16 protein-coding genes are annotated in these 21,291 nt (G+C 73.5%); 13 read left to right on the forward strand and 3 right to left on the reverse strand.

What is annotated here, in order from left to right; all coding sequences use genetic code 11:
- Positions 1 to 156 precede the first annotated feature (156 nt).
- The 6 genes from IE255_RS27825 to IE255_RS27850 all read left to right on the forward strand — a co-directional run bounded on the left by IE255_RS27825 (position 157) and on the right by IE255_RS27850 (position 10,697).
- Positions 157 to 1,731: an acyl-CoA carboxylase subunit beta gene (locus tag IE255_RS27825; RefSeq protein ID WP_190053117.1), complete on the forward strand. Its 1,575-nt coding sequence runs from the start codon at positions 157 to 159 to the stop codon at positions 1,729 to 1,731.
- Positions 1,732 to 1,798: 67 nt separating this feature from the next.
- The gene (locus IE255_RS27830; protein WP_190053118.1) at positions 1,799 to 3,556 is read left to right on the forward strand and encodes a fatty acyl-AMP ligase; all 1,758 of its coding nucleotides are present in this window, start codon (positions 1,799 to 1,801) and stop codon (positions 3,554 to 3,556) included.
- Positions 3,553 to 7,599: a type I polyketide synthase gene (locus IE255_RS27835; protein WP_190053119.1), complete on the forward strand. Its 4,047-nt coding sequence runs from the start codon at positions 3,553 to 3,555 to the stop codon at positions 7,597 to 7,599. The genes IE255_RS27830 and IE255_RS27835 overlap by 4 nt, the downstream gene beginning before the upstream one ends.
- A gap of 21 nt (positions 7,600 to 7,620) precedes the next feature.
- A complete protein-coding gene (locus tag IE255_RS27840; protein WP_190053120.1) occupies positions 7,621 to 8,574 on the forward strand; it encodes an alpha/beta hydrolase in 954 nt (317 codons plus the stop codon).
- Between the two features lie 122 nt (positions 8,575 to 8,696).
- Positions 8,697 to 9,917, forward strand: coding sequence for a PucR family transcriptional regulator (locus IE255_RS27845; RefSeq protein ID WP_190053121.1), 1,221 nt, complete (start codon positions 8,697 to 8,699; stop codon positions 9,915 to 9,917).
- Between the two features lie 138 nt (positions 9,918 to 10,055).
- Positions 10,056 to 10,697: a cutinase family protein gene (locus IE255_RS27850; protein ID WP_190053122.1), complete on the forward strand. Its 642-nt coding sequence runs from the start codon at positions 10,056 to 10,058 to the stop codon at positions 10,695 to 10,697.
- Positions 10,698 to 10,764: 67 nt separating this feature from the next.
- Here IE255_RS27850 and IE255_RS27855 read toward each other — a convergent pair whose 3' ends face one another.
- Entirely contained in the window at positions 10,765 to 12,486 is a 1,722-nt protein-coding gene (locus IE255_RS27855; protein WP_190053123.1) for a hypothetical protein, read from the reverse strand.
- 182 nt (positions 12,487 to 12,668) lie between these two features.
- Here IE255_RS27855 and IE255_RS27860 point away from each other — a divergent pair, with 182 nt between their 5' ends.
- Positions 12,669 to 12,899 carry a hypothetical protein gene (locus IE255_RS27860; protein ID WP_190053124.1) on the forward strand — a complete coding sequence of 77 codons (231 nt, stop codon included), beginning with the start codon at positions 12,669 to 12,671 and terminating at the stop codon, positions 12,897 to 12,899.
- A 146-nt stretch (positions 12,900 to 13,045) separates the two neighbouring features.
- Here IE255_RS27860 and IE255_RS27865 read toward each other — a convergent pair whose 3' ends face one another.
- Complete coding sequence (locus IE255_RS27865; protein ID WP_190053125.1) at positions 13,046 to 13,906, reverse strand: aldo/keto reductase; 861 nt, start codon at positions 13,904 to 13,906, stop codon at positions 13,046 to 13,048.
- Positions 13,907 to 14,076: 170 nt separating this feature from the next.
- Here IE255_RS27865 and IE255_RS27870 point away from each other — a divergent pair, with 170 nt between their 5' ends.
- Both IE255_RS27870 and IE255_RS27875 read left to right on the forward strand, forming a co-directional pair.
- Entirely contained in the window at positions 14,077 to 14,490 is a 414-nt protein-coding gene (locus IE255_RS27870; protein WP_190053126.1) for a VOC family protein, read from the forward strand.
- 310 nt (positions 14,491 to 14,800) lie between these two features.
- Positions 14,801 to 15,805, forward strand: coding sequence for a substrate-binding domain-containing protein (locus tag IE255_RS27875; RefSeq protein WP_190053127.1), 1,005 nt, complete (start codon positions 14,801 to 14,803; stop codon positions 15,803 to 15,805).
- 6 nt (positions 15,806 to 15,811) lie between these two features.
- Here the strand turns inward: IE255_RS27875 and IE255_RS27880 are convergent, their stop codons facing one another.
- A complete protein-coding gene (locus IE255_RS27880) occupies positions 15,812 to 16,807 on the reverse strand; it encodes a LacI family DNA-binding transcriptional regulator (protein ID WP_190053128.1) in 996 nt (331 codons plus the stop codon).
- 227 nt (positions 16,808 to 17,034) lie between these two features.
- Between IE255_RS27880 and iolC the strand changes: the two genes are divergently transcribed.
- The 4 genes from iolC (at position 17,035) to iolD (ending at position 21,288) form a co-directional block, all read left to right on the forward strand.
- On the forward strand, positions 17,035 to 17,988 hold the full coding sequence (iolC, locus tag IE255_RS27885; RefSeq protein ID WP_190053277.1) for a 5-dehydro-2-deoxygluconokinase: 954 nt from the start codon (positions 17,035 to 17,037) through the stop codon (positions 17,986 to 17,988).
- On the forward strand, positions 17,978 to 18,850 hold the full coding sequence (locus IE255_RS27890; protein WP_190053129.1) for a Cgl0159 family (beta/alpha)8-fold protein: 873 nt from the start codon (positions 17,978 to 17,980) through the stop codon (positions 18,848 to 18,850). Before iolC ends, IE255_RS27890 begins: the two co-directional genes overlap by 11 nt.
- The gene (locus IE255_RS27895; RefSeq protein WP_190053278.1) at positions 18,733 to 19,311 is read left to right on the forward strand and encodes a 5-deoxy-glucuronate isomerase; all 579 of its coding nucleotides are present in this window, start codon (positions 18,733 to 18,735) and stop codon (positions 19,309 to 19,311) included. The genes IE255_RS27890 and IE255_RS27895 overlap by 118 nt, the downstream gene beginning before the upstream one ends.
- 99 nt (positions 19,312 to 19,410) lie before the next feature.
- Entirely contained in the window at positions 19,411 to 21,288 is a 1,878-nt protein-coding gene (gene iolD / locus IE255_RS27900) for a 3D-(3,5/4)-trihydroxycyclohexane-1,2-dione acylhydrolase (decyclizing) (RefSeq protein ID WP_190053130.1), read from the forward strand.
- The last annotated feature ends 3 nt before the right edge of the window (positions 21,289 to 21,291 follow it).

Here is a 21,291-nt window from a genome sequence, read left to right on the forward strand (position 1 = left end):
ATTCAGCACCCGGGCAGCTGAATCGCGCCCGGCGGTGCGTTGTCACACCGGTATGAAACCCGGCGCCGGAGCACTCAACTCCCCCACACAGAACGGCGATCCGCACGGCACTCCCCCGCCTCACTGCCATATTCGAGAACCGCTTCGGAGGTGGTTGTGAGCACAGAGGTGACAGCATCCGGCCCGGGGGAGACGGCGGCGCACGCGCCCGGGACCACCGCGGAACGGGTCGCCGGCCTGAGGCGCCGCCGGGACCAGGCGGTGACCCCGGGCGGACCGCGCAGACGTGGGGAGTTCTCGGCCCGGGAGCGGATCGAACGGCTCCTGGACAAGGACTCCTTCACCGAGACCGGCCTGTTCGTCCGGGCCCGGGCCGCCGGGGAGGACGCCCGCCGCCCCTGCGGCGACGGGGTGGTCACCGGGTACGGCACGGTCGACGGCCGCCCGGTGTGCGTGTTCGCCCAGGACTCCACGGTGTTCGGCGGCAGCATGGGCGAGGCCTTCGGCGAGAAGACCGTCGCCCTGATGGAGCTCGCCCTGAAGACCGGCTGCCCGGTCGTCGGGCTGAACGACGGCGGGGGCGCCCGCATCCAGGAGGGCGTCGCCGCGCTCGCCCTCTACGCCGAGCTGGTGCGCCGCAACGTCAAGGCGTCCGGGGTGATCCCGCAGATCTCCGTCGTGCTGGGGCCGTGCGCGGGCGGCGCCGCGTACTCGCCGGCGATCACGGACTTCACGGTGATGGTGGACGGCGCCTCGCACATGTTCGTCACGGGCCCCGACGTCATCGAGACGGTCACCGGCGAGCGGACCACCGCCGAGGAGCTGGGCGGCGCCCGCACCAGCAACACCGTCAACGGCAACGCCCACTTCCTGGCCGCCGGCGAGGAGGACGCCCTCGACACCGTGCGCGACCTGCTGTCGTACCTCCCGGCCAACAACCTGGAACGGCCCCCGGAGTACGCCCCGGGGCACGCGCCGCCCGGGGCCGGGCTCGACGGGATCGTCCCGGACCGCCTGGGCCAGGCCTACGACATGCGCGACATCCTGCACGCGGTCGTCGACGACGGTGAACTGCTGCAGGTGCAGGAGCTGTTCGCGCCGAACATCATCTGCGGCCTGGCCCGGATCGAGGGCCGCTCGGTCGGTGTCGTCGCCAACCAGCCGCTGCACGCCGCCGGAGTCCTCGACATCGACGCCTCCGAGAAGGCGGCGCGGTTCGTGCGGTTCTGCGACGCGTTCGGCATCCCGCTGCTGACCTTCGCCGACGTGCCCGGCTATCTGTCCGGGGTGCGGCAGGAGCAGGCGGGGATCATCCGGCGCGGGGCGAAGCTGCTGTACGCGTACGCCGAGGCGACCGTGCCCAAGGTGACGGTGGTGGTGCGCAAGGCGTACGGCGGCGGATACGCGGTGATGGGTTCCAAGCACCTGGGCGCCGACGTCAACCTCGCCTGGCCCACCGCCCGTATCGCCGTGATGGGCGCCGAGGGGGCCGTGGGCGTGCTGCACCGGCGCGACCTCGCCGCCGCCGACGACCCCGAGGCGCTGCGCGCCCGCCTGCTCGCCGCGTACGAGCGCACCCACGGCACCCCTTATCTCGCCGCCGAGCGCGGCTACGTCGACGCCGTCATCGCGCCGCGCGAGACCCGGGAGCAGGTCTGCCGCGCGCTGCGCGCCCTGCGCGGCAAACGCGCGCCGATGCCGGAACGCCGGCACGGCAACATCCCCCTCTGACCGCCTCCCCTCTGACCGCCCTTTTCGCGACTCGTCAGCCGATCCGCGCCGTGAGGAGCCCCGCCCGATGGACAGCCGTCGCCCCCCGCTCGCGCCCGTGTGCCCGACGCTGCCGGAGTTCGTGCGGCACTGGGCCGAGACCGCCCCGGACCGCCGGGCCTTCACCTTCGTCGAGCATCCCGCGCCGCACTCGCGCGGCGTGCACCGCACCCTGACGTGGCGCCGGCTGGACGTGCGGGTGCGGGCGCTCGCCGCGTGCCTCGCCGAACAGGCCGGGCCGGGAGACCGCGTCGCGGTGCTGTGCCCCCAGGGCACGGAGTACGTGACCGCGTTCCTCGGGGCCCTGGCCGCCGGGCTGGTCGCCGTGCCGCTGTATCCGCCGGGGCTGCCCGGGCACGCGGACCGGCTCGCGGGCGTCCTGGCCGACGCGCGGCCTTCGGCAGTGGTGACCACGGGCCGGGCCCGGGACGAGGTGCGGGACTTCCTCGGTCCCGACGGTCCGCGCATCGTCGTCGCGGACGAGGTGCCCGACGACGCCGGCCGGACCTGGCAGCCGGTCGCCCCGGACCCCGGGGCGACCGCGTACCTCCAGTACACCTCCGGTTCCACCCGTGCCCCGGCGGGCGTGGAGATCAGCCACGGCAACGTCGTCGCCAACGCCCGCCAGGCGCTCACCGCCTACGGTGCCGACGCCCGCCCGGTGACCTGTGTGGGCTGGCTGCCGCTCTACCACGACATGGGGCTGGTGCTCAGCGTCGCGGCGCCGGTGGTGCGCGGGCTGCTGTCGGTGCTCATGGACCCGGCGGCGTTCCTGCACGAGCCCGTGCGCTGGCTGCGGCTGCTCGCCGCCCATCCGAACGCCGTGAGCGCCGCGCCCAACTTCGCCTACGACTACTGCGTCGCGACCGTCACCGCCGAGCAGAAGGAGGGCCTGCGGCTGGACGGCGTCACCGCGCTGATCAACGGCAGCGAGCCGGTCCGCCCGGGCACGGCCGACCGTTTCCACGCGGCGTTCGCCGGCCAGGGCCTGGCGCCGGGGACGCACTGCCCGTCGTACGGCCTGGCCGAGGCCACGGTGTTCGTGTGCGCGGCCCGGCCGGGTGAGCCGCTGCGCCGGTTCGCGCTGGACCGTGACGCCCTGGCGGCCGGCAAGGCGCTGCCCGCGCGGCCGGACGATCCCCGGGCCGTGCTGCTGGCGGGCTGCGGCACCCCGGCGGGCCAGCGGGTCCGGATCGCCGACCCCGTGACGCGGGCCCTGCTGTCGGAGGGCGAGGTCGGCGAGATCTGGGTGCAGGGGCCGAACGTGGGCCGCGGCTACTGGAACCGGGGGCCGGGGGACGTCTTCGGCGCCGAGTTCGCGGACGCCGCGGCCGGTCCGGGCGGCTGGCTGCGCACGGGCGATCTGGGGACGGTGCTGGAGGGGCAGCTCGTCGTGACGGGGCGGTGGAAGGACCTGATCATCGTGGACGGCCGCAACCACTATCCGCAGGACGTCGAGGCGACGGCCCAGGAGGCGCACGAGGCGGTGCGCCGGGACCGGCTGGCGGCGTTCGCCGTGCCGGGCGGCGCCGGCGGCGAGCGGGTGGTCGTCGTGGCCGAGCACGCGCGGACGGCGCGCCTCGCCGAGCTGGACGTGCCGGCCGTGGTGCGTGCCGTGCGCGGTGCGGTCTCCGCCCGGCACGGGCTGCGGCTGGCCGACGTGATCCTGGTGCCGCCGGGCACGGTGCCGCGCACCTCCAGCGGGAAGGTGTCGCGGGCGCTGACCCGGGCCCGGTACCTGGAGGGCGCGTACGGCGGTCAGGACCGGGCGGGTGCCGAAGGATGAGGTCTGTCGACGAGAAAACGCTGCGCCGGCTGATCGCCGGGCGGGTCGCCGTCTGGTACGGCACCGCCCCCGAGAACGTCCCCATGGACCGGCCGCTCGCGGATCTCGGCATGTCCTCGCGGGACGCGGTCGCCCTGGCCGGTGAGCTGTCCCGGGCGACGGGCCGCGAGCTGCCCGCGACGCTGCTGTGGGAGACGCCCACCGGGGACGCCCTGGTGGCGCGGCTGTGCGGCGCGGAGGCCGAGGCCGCCCCGGTGTCGCGCCCGGGACTGCCGGGCGGGCCGGGCGGGCCTGCCGAGCCGGTCGCGGTCGTCGGGGTCGGTTGCCGGCTGCCCGGCGGGGTGCACGGCCCGGACGGCTACTGGCGGCTGCTGAGCGACGGTGTCGACGCGATCCGGCGCGTCCCGGAGGACCGCTGGCGCGACTTCACCGCTTTCCCGCCCGCCGAGGCGCATCCGTTCGGCGGCTATCTCGACGACATCGCCGGGTTCGACGCGGACTTCTTCCGCATCAGTCCGCGCGAGGCCGCGGTGATGGACCCCCAGCAGCGGATCCTGCTGGAGGTGGTCCACGAGGCGCTCGACCACGCCGCCGTGCCGGCCGGGTCCCTCGCGGGCACCGCCACCGGGGTGTTCGTCGGCATCTCGGCACCGGAGTACGGGCAGCTCACCGGTGCCGATCCGGCCGCCGTCGATCCCTGGGCGCCGGCCGGGGGCGCCCTGAGCGTCGCCGCCGGACGGCTCGCCTACGTCCTGGACACGCGAGGGCCGAGCCTGGCCGTCGACACGGCCTGCTCGTCCTCGCTGGTCGCCGTGCACCACGCCTGCGTCAGCCTGCGCACGGGCGAGAGCGACACGGCGATCGCCGCCGGCGTCAACCTGCTGCTGTCGCCCGCCGTCACCGTCGCCTTCCGCAGGGCGGGCGCCCTCGCGCCTGACGGGCGGTGCAAGCCGTTCTCGGCGGCGGCCGACGGCATCGGACGCGGCGAGGGCTGCGCGGCCGTGATCCTCAAGCGGCTGTCCGACGCGGAGCGGGACGGCGACCGCGTGCTGGCCGTCGTCCGCGCCTCCGCCGTCAACTCCGACGGCCGTTCGAACGGCCTGATGGCGCCGAACCCGGCCGCCCAGCAGGCGCTGCTGCAGAGCGTGTACGCCCGGGCGGGGCTGGCCGCGGCGCACGTCGACTACGTGGAGGCGCACGGCACCGGCACCCCGCTGGGCGACCCGATCGAGGCGGGCGCGCTCGGCACGGTGCTCGGCGCGGGCCGCGACCCGGACCAGCCGCTGCTGCTGGGTTCCGTCAAGGGCAACCTCGGTCACCTGGAGTCGGCCGCGGGCATCGCCGGCCTGGTGAAGACCGTGCTGGCCCTGCACCATGACCGCATCCCGCCGTCCCTGCACTGCGCGGAGGGCACGTCCCTCGCCGATGCCCGGCTGCGGGTGGTGAACGAGCCGGAGCCCTGGCCCCGCTACGGCGGCACCGCCCTCGCGGGGGTCTCGGGGTTCGGCTTCGGCGGCACCAACGCCCATGTGGTGCTGGAGGAGGCGCCGCCGGGCCTGGTCCCTGCCCGGGCGGACGAGGAACCCGTCGCGCGTCTTCATCTGCTCTCCGACCTCGACGCCGAGCGCGTCCGCGACACCGCGGGCCGGCTCGCCGACTGGCTGCGCGGCGGCGCCGCCCGTCCCGCCGACGTGGCCCGCACCCTGGCCGGGCGGACCGGCCGGGGTCCCGTACGGGCCGCCGTGGTCGCCCGTGACCGCGCCGAACTGGCCGACGCCCTGGACGCGTTGGCGGCGGGACGTCCGGACGCGCGGGTGGTGACCGGGGACCGCGACCGCGTGGGGCCCGGCACGGTGTGGGTCTTCTCCGGCTACGGCAGCCAGTGGCCGGGCATGGGGCGCCGGCTGCTGGCCGAGGAGCCCGCGTTCGCCGCCGCCGTCGAGAAGCTCGACCCGCAGCTCGCCCCGGAGTGCGGCCTGTCCCTCTACGACCACCTGTCCTCCGGGGCCGGCCTCGACCGTCTGGAGGTCGCCCAGCCCGTGCTGTTCGGGCTCCAGCTGGCCCTGGCCGAGCTGTGGCGCTCCCACGGGGTCGAGCCCGCCGCGGTCATCGGCCACTCCATGGGCGAGGTGGCGGCGGCCGTGTGCGCGGGCGCGCTGGACGTGGCGGACGGGGCGCGGGTCATCGCCGTACGGGCCCGGCTGCTCAGCGGGTTGCGGGGCGGGGCGATGGCCGTGGTGGACCTGGACGACGCCGAACTGGAGTCTCTGGAACGGGACTTCCCTGGTGTGCACGTCGCCGTGCACTCCTCACCCCGGCAGAAGGTCGTCACGGGCGAGGATGCGGCGGTGACCGGGCTCGTGCGCCGGCTGGAGGGGCAGGGCCGGGCGGCCCGGGCCATGCGGGTCGTCGGCGCCGGGCACTCCCCCCAGGTGGACGGGCTGTTGCCGGAGCTGGTCGAGGCGCTGTCCGGCATCCGGGGCCGGCGGCCGGTCGTCCCGGTCCACTCCACCGTCCTCGACGATCCGCGTGGCGACTGCGTGTTCGACGCCGAGCACTGGGCGGCCAACCTGAGGCGGCCCGTGCGGCTGGACCGGGCGCTCGCGTCCGCCGCGGCCGACGGCCACACCGCGTTCGTGGAGATCTCGCCCCATCCGGTGCTGACGGCCGCCGTCGTCGACACCGTGCCCGGCGCCCTCGCCCTGGCCACGCTGCGCCGGGACGCCGACGGGGCGCAGGCGTTCGCCGGGCAGCTGGGCGCCCTGTACGCGGCGGGCCAGCGGCTGCCCGTGCCGCCCGGGCGGGTCGTCGACCTGCCCGCACCCAGGTGGCGGCACGTACGGCACTGGTGGACGGACGGCCGGGCGCGCACCGCGCCGGCGCCGACCCAAGTCCCGGCACGCAATGAGCTGGTGCCGACCGACGCCCCGGCGCGCACGGAAGCCCACGCCCGGGCGCGCACGGCACCGGTGCCGGAGGAACCTCCCGTCGAGCCGGCGGAGCCCTCCTCGGTCCTGGCCCGGCTGACCCACCACATCACCGCCGTCACCGGCCACCCGCCCACCCGCCTCACCCCGGGCACCGCCCTGGCCGACCTGGGCCTGGACTCGCTGATGGCCGTCCGCGTCCGCACGGCCGTGGAGCGCGAGTTCGGCATCGCACTCCCCCTGCGGGCCCTGTTCGCCGCCGTCACCGTCGAGGACGCCGCCGCCCGCGTCCAGCTCGCCCTGGACACCCCGCTGCGCCCGCTGCGCGCGACCGGCTCCCGGCCCCCGATGTTCCTGGCCCACGCCGCCGGCGGCCCGGTCACCGTCTACCGGACGCTCGCCGAGCGCCTCGGGGACGACCAGCCGGTGTACGGCCTGGAGCGGATCGAGGAGGCCGGGACCGTGCCGGAGAAGGCCCGGCGCTACGCCGAGGCCATCACCACCGCCCACCCCGACGGGCCCTGCGTGCTGGGCGGTTGGTCCTTCGGCGGTTTCGTCGCCCAGGAGACCGCGCGGCAGCTGACCGCCGCCGGACGGGACGTGCGGCTGGTCGTGCTCATCGACTCCGTGCGTCCCCTCCCCCGCCCCGGACTGACCCGCGCCGACCGGATCCGGACGCACTTCGAGGGCTTCGCCCGGCACGTCGCGGACGCCTACGACGTGCGACTGGAGCTGCCGTACGACGAGTTGGTGGCCATGGACGACGACCGGGCCCGCATCGACGCCGTACTGCGGGCGCTGCGGGAGGCCGCCGACGTGCCGGCCGCCGCGCTGGAGCACCAGCGGGCCTCCTACCTGGACCTGGGCATCGGGGAGGCGCACCGGCCCGGCGGCTACGACGGGCCGGTCGTCCTCTACCGGGCCGCCGAGCCCGCGCCGCACACCGTGCGCGACCCGGCGTACGAGCGGGACGACGAGGCGCTGGGCTGGGACGAGGTGTGCCCGCGTCTGGAGGTCGTACGGGTGCCCGGTCACCATCTGTCGCTGCTCGATCCGCCGCACGTCGACGAGATAGCCGCCCATCTGAGCCGGGTGCTCGCCGAGCGGGCCCCCTGAACCGCAACCCGAGGAGCCGCCATGCCCGACCTGCCGCCGAAGCCCGCCACCGGAGTGTCCCGGCGCACCCTCGCCCGGGCGACGGCCGCCGCCGGCCTCGCCGTCCTGTTCGGGGCCGCGAGCGGCACGGCCCGCGCCCGGGCGGCCACCCGGCTGGGGCCGCGCACCCTGGACGTGTCCGTGCCCTCCGCCGCGCTCGGCCGCAGCGCGCCGGTCCGGCTGATCCTGCCGACGGACTTCGGCACCCGGCCCGAGCGGAAGTACCCCGTCCTGTATCTGCTGCACGGCGCCCACGACGACTACACGTCCTGGACCCGGGAGACGGACATCGAGGCCTTCACGGAGGGCCGCGACCTGATCGTGGCGATGCCGGACGCGGGCCCCACCGGCATCCCGAGCGTGTGGCGCGACGGCCCCGACTACGAGACGTTCCAGGTGAAGGAGGTGCCGGCGCTGCTGGCCCGGGACTACCGGGCCTCCGGCGTCCGGGCGGTCGCCGGAGTCTCCACCGGGGGCTACGGCGCGATGGCCCACGCGGCCCGCCACCCCGGGGCGTTCACCGCCGCGGCCTCCTACAGCGGCATCCTCGACACCACCGCCCCGGGTGTTCCCGCCATCATGGACGCGATCGTGGCCCGCGAGAACCTGCCGGCCGACTCCCTCTGGGGGCACCCGCTGCTGAACCTCCTGACCTGGCGGGACTTCAACCCGCGCGCCCGCGCCACCGGGCTGCGCGGCACCGCGCTGTACGTCTCGCAGGGCAGCGGGGTGGGCGGCGGCGGTGATCCGCTGCCCGGGATCCTGGAGAGCGCCCTGTGGCCCTCGGCCCAGGGCTTCGCCCGCGCGCTGACCCTCCTGGGCATTCCGGCCACCACGCACCTCTACTCGGGAGGAGGACACGACTGGCCTTACTGGAAGCGGGAGTTCACCGCCTCGTGGCCGATGCTCGCCCGTGCGCTGGGCGTGCCGGAGTGACGGGGGTGCCGTCGGGGCACGGAACGGAGCGGAAGGGTCGTCCGTCCAACACAGGACTTCCCCCTCGTCCCACAGGCAACAGCCCGCGGGTGAGCCGCTTCCGGTCGAAAGGAGTGTCCGTGATGGCTGTGCCCACTCCGCACGGCGTGCCGGACCGTCCCGCCGCGCCCCCGGTGCCGCCCGGGCTGGCGGAGCTGCTGCGCGCCCAGCTCGCCGCGGTCGCCGACGAGGTGGAGGAGGAGGTCCGCCGCCAGGTCCCCGAGTACGCACGGCCCGCGGACGGGACGTACCGCCAGAACCTGCGGTCGGGGGTGGTGCAGGCGCTGACCCTGTTCGTCGACCACATCGCCGGCCCGCGCGACGACGGCGGCGCGATCGCGGCCACGTACTACGAACTCGGGCGCGGCGAGGCCCTGGAGGGCCGCAGCCTGGACGCGCTCCAGTCCGCGCTGCGGGTCGGGGGGCTGCACGCCTGGCGGCTGATGGGGCGTACGGCGGAGGAACTCGGTCTGGACTCCACGGTCGTGGCCGCCCTCGGGGAGCTGGCGTTCCGGACCGTGCACGAGGTCGCCCAGGCGGCCGCGGCCGGCTACGCGGAGGCCCAGCTGCGCAGCTCCGACGAGCTGGAGCGGCGCCGCAGGCGGCTGCTCGACCTGCTCCTGGAGGACGGCCCGGTGGCGCTGGAGGCCGTGCAGGACCTGGCGCACAGCGCGCGCTGGCCGGTGCCCCGGACGGTCGCCGTCGTGGCGCTCGCGGCGGCGCCGGACCGGCGGGAGGAGGACCGGCCGCTGGCGGCGGCGGGCGCGCTGGTGGACATGGAGTCCCGGCCGCCGCGCATGCTGGTGCCCGACCCGGACGGCTCCGGACGGTTCGGCGGCCGGGCGTTCACGCTCGCGCTGCGGGGCCGGCCCGCCGCGGTCGGCCCGACGGTCGCGGTCACCGAGGCCGCGCAGTCGCTGCGCCTCGCCACCCGGGCACTCGGCCTGATGGGGCGCGGGGTGCTCCCCCGCCAGGGCGTGGTGCGGTGCGCCGACCATCTGTCGACCCTGCTGCTGTACGGCGACGAGCCGCTGCTGGAACGGCTCCAGGCTCGGGTCCTCGCGCCCCTCGACACCGTCTCGGCGGGGCAGCGCGACCGGCTCGCCGAGACGCTGCTGGCCTGGCTGCTCAGCGGCAGCAACGTGCCCGACGTCGCCGTGCGGCTGCACATCCACCCGCAGACGGTCCGCTACCGCCTGCGCCAGCTGGAGAAACTGTTCGGCGACGCCCTGCACGATCCGGAAACCCGCCTCGACCTCATTCTCGCGTTGCGCGCGGAATCACTGGGTGCCCGGCAGGTCTGAATACCGGTACTCAATCGGCGACAAAAAACCGCGGCGATTCCATAATCCCGTCCATAACACCGGGCGAGGGACAGCGAATACGTTCGGGCCGTCCTTTTTCGCAGGCGCTCGACGCGCCTCACACGCGGAGGATCCCCCATGCGTATCCGCTTGTCCCTCGCCGCGCTCTCGCTGGCCGGCGGGGCCGGACTTGCCACCCTCTCGGCTCCCCCGGCCGCCGCCGCGGCCTGCTCGGACGTGGAACTCGTCGCGGCCCGCGGCACCTTCGAGCCGGGCACGCTCGGCTTCATCGTCGGCGACCCGGTGTTTTCCGCCCTGCAGAAGAAACTGACGGGCAAAAGCCTGTCCAGCTACAAGGTGAACTATCCCGCCGACCTCTCTCCGACCTCCGCGGCACAGGGCAATCTGGACCTGGTGAACCACGTGAAGAGCCAGGCCGCCGCCTGCCCGAACCAGAAGTTCGTTCTCGTCGGCTATTCGCAGGGCGCGAACGTCGTCGACAACTCGATCGGCATCAGCAGCGCGGGCGCGGTGGTGGGCAGCCCCATCGTGGCCACGCTGCCCGCCGCGGTCGAGCCGAAGGTCGCCGCCGTGCTGCTGTTCGGCAACCCGATCCGGGCGCTCGGCAAGAGCGTCACGGGCACCTACCAGAGCCGCACCCTGGACATCTGCGCCAAGGGCGACCCCGTCTGCGAGAGCGGCGGCGGCGACGTCGGGGCCCACCTCGGCTACCGGGACGACGCCGAGACGGCGGCCACGTTCGCCGCGGGCAAGCTCTAGCCACCGCGCACACCAAGGGGCCCGGGAGGAGATCCTCCCGGGCCCCGTCGCGCTGGTTGCGGAGGGTCTAGCGCGGCGCCTGCGCGAAGGCGGCGAGGCTGGTGGAGACGGGCTCTGGCCTGCCGTTGTTCTGCTCGGGCGCGGCGGTCAGCACGTCGAGGTGCTGGTAGCCGTCGGCGATCACGGGACGCAGCTCGGGCGGGACCCGGCCGGCGAGCAGTCCCTCACCGGCGAGGACGGTGAGCACCGGGTTGGCCTTGAGCCCGTCGGGATGGACGACGAGCTTCTTCACCTGCGGCGAGGTGGACATCTGTATGTCCGTCACGAGCTTGGTCGGGAAGTACTGCTCGGTGAAGTCCAGCGGCTGCTCGGCCAGGCTGCGGGCCAGTTGCCGGATGTCGGTGACCTCCTCCCCGGGGCCGGTGAACGGGGTGCCGTCGGCCGACCGGTAGCCGGGGTCGTCGGGGTCACCGACGCGGTCGTAGTTGCGCCAGGTGTAGAGCGGGCCCTGCGGCCGGTCCGGGATCGCCTTGTACGCGGTGCCGTACAGCCCGGGCTGCTGCGTACCGCCGTTGGCGACGGGGAAGCTCTTGTCGGCGATCGGCCCGCCGTCGAAGAAGCCGACGCTGGTCTGGAGGAACGCCAGCGGTACGGAGTTGTCGTCCAACAGGGCGCCGAGCACCGCCCCGTTGGTGAGCCGGAAGTCCTTCACGGCGGGCTTGCCGGTGAGGAAGGCGGCGGTGTCCTTGGAGAACAGGACGCGGTGGGTGGCCTCGATGTTGAGGTTGGAGGGCAGGTAGCGCGGCAGGCTCGCCTCGGCGTCCGGGTCCTTGAGAGCATCCATTCCCGCGATGCCGAGCAGGGTCATGGTCTCGGGGTTGAGCAGCACCGGCGCGGACAGGGTGCGCGAGAGCGCCCCGCTGTCGAGCCCGGCCTGGACCACGCCGTACCCGAGGCCGATGTCGGGCAGGTTGGTGTCGTCGGGCAGGCTGCCGCTGAGGTCGGCGAGCGAGGTGGAGACGGTCGTGTCGAGGGCGAAGTAGCCGGCGCACTGGTTGTACCCGGCGTCCGCGGTGGTGGCCCGGTCGCCGTCGAAGTCGGCGGCGGCGAAGTACCCGGTGATCACACCGCCCAGCGAGTGCCCGCCGCACAGCACCTTGCGCTTGCGCTGCGCCTGGTTCGGCAACTCGGCGGCGAGCAGGTCGTACTGGTCGCGCACGGTCTGCTCGATGCCGAGCTTCGCCATCCAGCCGAGCTGCCCGTTGCCGACGAAGCCGGCGAAGGTCCGGCCGTCGACCTGCTTGCCTCGGTAGTAGTAGTCGACGGCGGTGTGCTGGTCGCCGGAGGCGATGCCGGTGCGGTCCTCCAGGCAGTTGGAGCGCCGGTCCAGCGCCCAGAACTCGATGTGCCGGCCCTGCTCGGCGGCGCGCGCCACGGTGTTGCGGGCGACGCTGTCGAACGCCCCCGCCCCTTCCAGGATGCCGGGCTGGGCGACGAGGATCCGGTCCGCGTCGGCCGAGGCGGCGGGCCCGTCGGCGGAGCGGTAGCGCAGGTACGACAGCCAGTCGCAGGCGGCCGGACGGGGCCCGGCCGACTCCGGCAGCGGCACCTTCACGCGCACCACCGACTCCGTCACCCCGGTCACCGGCGACGTCGACGCCACCGGCGTCTCGGTCCGGGCCCCGTCGGCCCGGGCGCCCGGGGCGACGGCCGTGAGCGTCCCGGCGGTCAGCAGCACCGCCAGCGCGGCGCCGCGCCACTTCCCTCTACTCCTACGGTTCATGTCCATGCCACGGACGCTAGGGCTGCGGCGCGGGGGCCCTCAGGGAGTGCTGATGAGAACTCAGCATCCGGATCGCGCCTTGTCACCGGCGCACAGGGGCGCCCGGTGACCGGAGGCCCGGGACGGGTTCTACCGCTTCTGGGCGCCACCGAGCTGCGAACCGGCCGTTCGGGGCGCATGGTGGGGTCATGGACGGTCAACCCCCTGTGGTCGTGCAGCCGCCCGCGTCGGACGGCGGACGGCTGGTGACCATCCACGGCGAGAACATGGGCGTCGCCTACAGCCTGTTCGACGTGCTGGACTTCCTGCACCGCGAAGGCCTGCCCACCACCGACACGGCCGTCGACGACACCGAGCTGATCGAGTGGCGCGGCGGCGGCCCGTACGACTGGAACAACGGGTCCTCCGACGAGGCGTGACCCTCCGCGCGACAGCCCGCGGCCCCACCCATGCCCCGTCACAGTCGGCCGGCACTGCGGCCCATGCCCCGTCCCCGTCTCAGCCCGCCGGCGCCACGGCCCGCGGCCCTGTCTCAGTCGGCCGGCCCTGCGGCCCATGCCCCGCCTCAGCCCGCCTGCGCCGCGGCCCCCGCCCCGTCGCCCAGCCGGTCGAGGCGCTCGCGATGGGACGGCGTCAGCTCCAGTCCGGCCGCGGCGAGGTTCTCCTCCAGGTGCTCGATCCGGGCCGTGCCGGGGATCGGGAGCACCACCGGCGAGCGGTCGAGGAGCCAGGCGAGCGCGACCTGCGTGGGCGTGGCACCGAGGTCGGCGGCCACGGCGGCGATCTCGGCCTCCGCCCCGGTCTTCCCCCAGGCGGCGGGGCGCCAGGGCAGGAAGGCGATGCCGGCCTCCGCGCACGCAGCGAGCACGGGCTCGTGCTCGCGGTCGAGCAGGTTGTAGCGGTTCTGCACGCTCACCACGTCGACGATCTCCCGGGCCCGCTCCAGCTCGGCGACGGTGACCTCCGACAGCCCGATCCGGCCGACCAGGCCCTCGCTCTGGAGTTCCCGCAGCGTGCCGAGCTGGTCGGCGAGCGGCGTGTCCGGGTCGATGCGGTGCAGCTGGAGCAGTTCGATCCGCTCGACCCGCAGCCGCAGCCGGGCCTGCTCGACCTGGGAGCGCAGGATCTCGGGCCGTCCGTCGAGTTTCCACTCGCCTCCGGGGCCGGTGCGTGCGACACCGACCTTGGTGGTGATCAGCAACCCCTCCGGATAGGGGTACAGGGCCTCGGCGAGGAGTTCCTCGTTGGCTCCCCCGCCGTACAGATGGGCCGTGTCGATCAGCGTGACGCCCAGCTCCACGGCCCGCCGGGCGACCGCGAGGGCGTTCTCCCGCTCCGGGCCGGGCCCGGCCGGCAGATGCATGGCGCCGAAACCGAGCCTGCGTACGTCCAGATCCCCGCCGATGCGGAACGTGCTCGGTGTCATGAGCCGCGGTCCTCCCCCTCTGCTGAGGGGCCACGCTAACAGCGCGGTCGATCCCGGCGCGGGTCGCCCGGTCACGCCCCCCCGGGGGCCGGACGCGCTCGGCGAGCCGTCGTCAGCGCCCGGCGTTACGCTGCGCGCAAATGGCCCCTGCCCCCTTTTGGGAGGTTCTCATGGTCTCGCGTCTCAATCCGTACCTGACCTTCAACGGCGATGCCCGACAGGCGATGGAGTTCTACAAGGAGGTCTTCGGCGGCACCCTGTCCCTCAACACCTACGGCGACTTCGGCCAGGCGGACGCCCCGAACGCCGACAAGATCATGCACGGCATGCTGGAGACCTCCAGCGGCTTCACCCTGATGGGCGCGGACAATCCGCCGGGCATGGAACCCCCGCAGGGCAGCGCCTTCTCCGTGAGCCTGAGCGGCGACGACGACGCCGAGCTGCGCGGCTACTGGGAGAAGCTGTCCGGGAGCGGCTCGGTGTCGGTACCGCTGGAGAAGCAGATGTGGGGCGACGAGTTCGGCATGTGCACGGACCGCTTCGGCATCCCCTGGATGGTCAACATCAGCACCTCGGAGAGCTGAGCAGGACGGATCGGGACGGTCCGGGACCGTCCGCCCGAGGCCGCCCGCACCCGCCGGTCACCACCGGCGCGTGCGGGCGGCCCTGTTTTGTTGGAACGTCCTGACAAAGCTGTTGACATCACCCGAAGGCGCCCGCATAGTACCTGCCACTAGAGCGCGCTAGTGACGCGTTCCGGCCACGAGATCGCAGGGTCCGCACCCAGGACCGCCGCATACCCCATGACCGCCGCCGCCCAGGGCACCCACCCACCGCCCGTCTCACCGGCCCGGGCGCGGCCCCCTCGTCCCAGCACAGTGAGGTGCACCCGACATGCGCAGACACCACAGAGCCGCCGCCCTGACCACCGCCGTCCTCGCGGGCGCCCTGCTCGCCGCCGGCTGCTCCAGCGGCTCCGGCGGGAAGAAGTCCGAGGCCGGTGGCACCGACGCCGCCGCGGGCAAGGCCACCACCCCGCGGATGACCGTCGCCATGATCACCCACGCGGCGCCCGGCGACACCTTCTGGGACCTGATCCGCAAGGGCGCCCAGGCCGCGGCCGCGAAGGACAACATCAAGCTCGTCTACTCCAGCGACCCCGTCGCCGGGAACCAGGCCAACCTGGTGCAGAACGCCATCGACCAGAAGGTCGACGGCATCGCGCTCACCGCCGCCAAGCCCGACGCCATGAAGGCGGTGGTGGCCAAGGCCGAGGCGGCCGGCATCCCCGTCGTCGGCTTCAACTCCGGCCTGGACGACTGGAAGAGACTCGGTATGCTCGAGTACTTCGGCCAGGACGAGAACATCGCGGGCCAGGCCTTCGGCGAGCGCCTCAACGAGCTGGGCGCCAAGCACGCCGTCTGCGTGATCCAGGAGCAGGGGCAGGTCGCGCTCGAGGCCCGCTGCGCCGGCCTGAAGAAGGGCTTCAAGGGCACGACGGAGAACCTGTACGTCAACGGCACCGACATGCCGTCCGTGAAGTCGACGCTGACCGCCAAGCTCCAGAAGGAGTCGTCCATCGACCAGGTGGTCACGCTCGGCGCCCCGATCGCGCTGACCGCCGTGCAGTCGGTGAAGGACGCGGGCAGCAAGGCCAAGGTCGCCACCTTCGACCTCAACAAGGACCTGGTCGGGGCCATCCAGGGCGGCAGCGTCGAGTTCGCCGTCGACCAGCAGCCCTATCTCCAGGGCTACCTTGCCGTCGACGCGCTGTGGCTGTACAGGACGAACGGCAACTTCAGCGGCGGCGGCACCGCTCCCGTGCTCACCGGTCCGGCCTTCGTCACGAAGGAGAACGTGGACAGCATCGCGGAGTTCGCCAAGAAGGGGACGCGCTGAGAGGTCCTAAGGAGCCGGCACCGGCCCGCTGGTCCCGCGCACCACCAGCTTGGGATCCAGCACCGCCTCCCGCGGCTCCAGCTCCCCGTTCTCCAGCCGTTCGACGGCGAAGCGGACGGCATGCTCGGCCATGAGGGCCGCGTCCTGGCGGACCGTGGTCAGGCCGATCGGCATCAGGTGGGAGAGGTGGCTGTCGTCATAGCCGACGACGGACAGGTCGCGCGGGACCTCGACGCCCGAGCGGGTGAGGGACATCAACAGGCCCATCGCACAGCGGTCGTTGCCGGCGAGAACGGCTGTCGGCAGCGGCCGCCCGCTGTCGTGCTCGGCCAGGAGCAGGCGGCCCGTCTCGATACCGGACTCCTCGGTGTGGTGGCCGGGAATCACCCGTGCCTCCCCCTCCAGCCCGTGGCGGCGCATCGCGGCCCGGTAGGCCCGCCGCCGTTCCGCCGAACCGGGGCCGCGTCCGCCGTCGATGTGCACGATCCGGCGGTGCCCCAGCTCCACCAGGTGGTCCATCGCCTGCCGGACACCCTTGGCCTCGGCCGAGTGCACGAAGTCGACCCGGGCCTGGGGCACCCGGCGGCTGACCGAGACGGCGACCGTGCGCTGCCCGAGCGCGTCGAGGTAGGCGGGCTCGGCGTCCGGGCCGAGCAGGATCACCGCCTCGCAGCGGTGGCTGAGCAGCGCCTCGACCGCCTTGGCCTCGCTGCGGCCGTGGGTGGCCCCGGAGAGCAGGACGTCGTAGCCGAGGCGCTCGGCCTCGGGGTAGATGCCGGTGATGAGGTCCGTGTGGAAGGTCTGGTGCACGGTGAACATCACGCCGAGCGTGCGGCTGCGGCCCCGGGCCAGCAGCCGGGCCGCGCTGTCGGGACGGTAGCCGATCTCGTCGGCCACGCGCAGGACCCGCTCCCGCGTCTCCCGGCTGGCCCCCGCCTGGTTGCGGAAGATGATCGAGACGAGCGCGCGGGACACGCCCGCCTTCTCGGCGACGTCCGCCATCGTGGGCCGCTGCCTGCCCGATGCATCCACCTGTGAACCCACCCTCCGACGCCGATCACCCTACGGGGTGCCCCGCACGGGGAGCCCTGCGGGATCCGTCCGGACCCCCGTACAGGGATCCTGCAATCTCCCGGCAACAAGCTATTGACATGACATTTGGACCGGGGTCATCGTACTCGAACTAGAGCGCGCTAGTAGAGCGCGACAGAGAGGGGAAACGCAGCGTGATGCCGTTCGATGTGCTGACCATGGGCCGCGTGGGAGTGGATGTGTATCCGCTCCAGACAGGCGTGGGGTTGGCTGAGGTCACCTCGTTCGGCAAGTACCTGGGCGGCAGTCCGACCAATGTCGCGGTGGCCGCCGCCCGTTACGGCCGTTCGGCCGCTGTGATCACCAAGACGGGCCGGGACCCGTTCGGCGACTTCGTCCGCAAGGCCCTGGAGGGCTACGGCGTCGACAGCCGGTTCGTGGGGACGTCCGGGATCGCGCCGACGCCGGTGACGTTCTGCGAGATCTTCCCGCCGGACGACTTCCCGCTGTACTTCTACCGCCTGCCCAAGGCTCCGGACCTGGACATCCGGCCGGACGAGCTGGACCTCGGAGCGGTGCGGGAGGCACGGATCTTCTGGATCACCGGCACGGGCCTGAGCGAGGAGCCGAGCCGTCCGGCCACCCTCGCCGCCCTGGCGCACCGGGCGAAGGCGGGCACGACGGTGTTCGACCTCGACTGGCGGCCGATGTTCTGGGCCGACCCGGCACAGGCGCGGCCGTACTACGCCGAGGCGCTGCGCCACACCACGGTCGCGGTCGGCAACCTCGACGAGTGCGAGGTCGCCACCGGCGAGCGCGAGCCGTACGCCGCGGCGAAGGCGCTGCTGGCCGCCGGGGTGGAGCTGGCGGTGGTCAAGCAGGGCCCGAAGGGCGTGCTGGCCATGGACCGGGACGGGACGGCGGTGGAGATCCCGCCGGTGCCGGTGGACGTGGTGAACGGGCTCGGCGCGGGCGATGCCTTCGGCGGGGCGCTGTGTCACGGCCTGCTGTCCGGCTGGGACACCCGCCGCACGGTGTCCTTCGCCAACGCCGCCGGAGCGATCGTCGCCGGCCGGCTGTCCTGCTCCGACGCTATGCCGGCCCAGGCCGAGGTCGAGGCCGCGCTGCGCGAGGTGAACCATGCCCTCTGAGAAGATCTCCCGCATCGTCGACGCGCGGGTGAAGGACCCCGGCGCGGTCGCGGCGGCTGCCGCACGGCGGGTGCCGGCCCCCTCGTTGCTCGGTGAGCACGGCAAGGCGATGATCATCGCCGCGGACCATCCGGCGCGTGGCGCCAACGGGGTGGGCGGCGACGCGAACGCCATGGCGGATCGCTTCGAGCTGCTGGACCGGCTCTGCGTGGCCCTGGCACGGCCGGGTGTGACGGGTGTGCTGGGCACGGCAGACATCCTGGAGGACCTGCTGCTGCTCGGTGTCCTCGATGGCAAGAGCGTCTTCGGCTCCATGAACCGGGCGGGGCTGGCCGGTTCGGTCTTCGAGATCGACGACCGCTTCACCGGCTACGACGCCGAGACGATCGCCGCGATGGGCTTCGACGGCGGCAAGATGCTCACACGCATCGCGCTGGCCGATCCCGCCACGCCTTCCGTACTGGAGAACAGCGCGCGGGCCATCGACGATCTCAACGACCGTCGGTTGATCGCGATGGTCGAGCCGTTCATGTCGGTGTGGCAGGACGGCAGGATCCGCAACGACCTTTCGACCGATGCCGTGGTCAAGTCGGTCACCATCGCCTCGGGGCTGGGCCGCCGTACCGCGTACACCTGGCTGAAGCTCCCGGTCGTGGACGGCATGGAGCGGGTGCTGTCCGCTTCGACACTGCCGGCGCTGCTGCTGGGCGGCGAGGTCACCGACCCGGACGCGGCCTTCGCCTCCTGGGGCAGGGCGCTGAAGCAGCCCACCGCGCAGGGGCTGGTCGTGGGCCGTTCCCTGCTCTACCCCTCGGACGGCGATGTCGCCGGTGCCGTGGACAAGGCGGTGAGCCTGCTGTGAACGGCGAGTACTACGCGCCCAACGGAACCGCGGCCGACGGGCAGGCCTTCGAACTGGCTGGGCGGGCGGGCGTGTTCGCCTCGGCCACCGACTTCGCGTACGTGCCGCGTGACTCGGAGGCCGTCATCAGCAGCGCGGCCGGCAAGCACGACGAGGCCCGTCCCGGCGAGGAGTCGGAGCTGGAGCAGGTCTACTACTTCGAGGTCTCCGGCGGTGAGAACGGCTTCGGCTACCAGCGGGTGTACGGCACCGCCGAGCGGCCCATCGACGTGCTCGCCGAGGTCCGCTCCGGCGACACCGTGCTGATCCCGCACGGCTGGCACGGCCCGTCGATCGCCGCGCCCGGCTACGACCTCTACTACCTCAACGTCATGGCCGGTCCCGGGCATGAGCAGGCCTGGCTGACCTGCGACGAACCCGCTCATGGCTGGGTGCGCGGCACCTGGCATGGCGGGGCATGAGCAGGCCTGGCTGACCTGCGACGAACCCGCTCATGGCTGGGTGCGCGGCACCTGGCACTCCCTGGACGTCGACGACCGGCTTCCCTTCGGAGAGAACCGATGAACACCGTCCGACTCACCACCGCCCAGGCACTCGTCCGCTTCCTGGCCAACCAGTACAGCGAGCGCGACGGCCAGGAGCAGCGGCTGATCCCCGGCGTGTGGGGCATCTTCGGGCACGGCAACGTGGCCGGGATCGGCCAGGCCCTGCTCCAGGCCGCCGTCACGCAAGAGGCCGATCTCCCCTACTACCTGGCCCGCAACGAGCAGGGCATGGTGCACGCCTCGGTGGCCTACGCGAAGATGCGTGACCGGCTGGCCACCTTCGCCTGCACGGCCTCCACCGGGCCGGGCTCGACGAACATGATCACCGGTGCGGCGCTGGCCACCACCAACCGGCTGCCCGTGCTGCTCCTGCCGTCCGACATGTTCGCCACCCGCGCCGCCGACCCCGTGCTCCAGCAGCTGGAGGACACCCGGGGCGGAGACGTCACCGTCAACGACGCCTTCCGCGCCGTGTCGAAGTACTTCGACCGCATCTCCCGCCCCGAGCAGTTGATCCCGGCCGCGCTGGCGGCGATGCGGGTGCTGACCGACCCGGTCGAGACCGGCGCTGTGACGCTGGCGCTGCCGCAGGACGTGCAGGCAGAGGCGTATGACTGGCCGATCGACTTCTTCCGGCGTCGGGTCTGGCATGTGGGCCGCCCGGTGCCGGAGCCGGCGGCGGTCGAACGGGCCGCGCGCCTGCTCCGCACCGCCAGGAAGCCGCTGATCGTCGCCGGTGGAGGCACCGTCTACTCCGGTGCCGAAACCGCCCTGCGCGCCTTCGCCGAGGCCACGGGCATCCCGGTCGCCGACACCCACGCCGGCAAAGGGGCAGTCCCCTGGGACCACCCCTACGCGGTCGGCGGCATCGGCTCCACCGGGTCGTACGCGGCGAACGAACTCGCGCGCGAGGCGGACGTGGTCCTGGGCATCGGCACCCGCTACTCGGACTTCACCACCGCCAGCCACACCGTCTTCGGCAACCCGGACGTCACCTTCGTCAACCTCAACGTCGCCCGCCTCGACGCCGTCAAGCACTCCGCCGAGCCGCTGGTGGCCGACGCCCGCCTCGGCATCCAGGCCCTCGCCGGTGCACTCACGGACTGGGAGGTGGACCAGGCCTACCGCGACCGAACACGCCAACTCATCGCCCGCACCAGGCAGATCGAGGAGGAGTGCTTCCACCGGGGCCACGGCCCGCTGCCCGCACAGACCGAGATCCTCGGCGCTCTCAACGACGTCCTGGACGACCGGGCCGTGGTCATCAACGCCGCCGGTTCCATGCCCGGCGACCTCCAGCAGCTCTGGCGGGCCCGGGACCCGAAGGCCTACCACGTCGAGTACGCCTACTCCTGCATGGGCTACGAGGTCGCCGCCGGCGTCGGCGCCAAGATGGCCGACCCCTCACACGAGGTCGTCGTCCTGGTCGGCGACGGCTCGTACCTGATGATGGCTCAGGAGATCGTCACCATGGTCTCCGAGGGCCTGAAGGTCATCATCGTCCTCGTCCAGAACCACGGCTTCGCCTCCATCGGCGCCCTGTCGGAGTCGCTCGGCTCGCAGCGGTTCGGCACCAAGTACCGCTACCGCGACCGCGATTCGGGCCAGCTCGACGGCGGCATCCTCCCCGTCGACCTCGCCGCCAACGCCTCCAGCCTGGGCGCGGACGTCCTGCACGCCGCCACCGTCGAGGAGTTCCGTTCGGCGATGGAGAAGGCGAAGGCCGCCACGCGCACCACGGTCGTGCACGTCGAGGCCGACCTCTACGGCCCCAACCCGCCCGGCCACGGCTGGTGGGACGTCCCCGTCAGCGAGACCTCCGCCCTGGACTCCACCCGCACCGCCTACGAGACGTACGCAGCCCAGAAGCAGTCCCAGCGCCACTACCTGTAAGGA

It is taken from the genome of Streptomyces lomondensis (assembly GCF_014651035.1).
GTDB classification, from domain to species: Bacteria; Actinomycetota; Actinomycetes; order Streptomycetales; family Streptomycetaceae; genus Streptomyces; species Streptomyces lomondensis.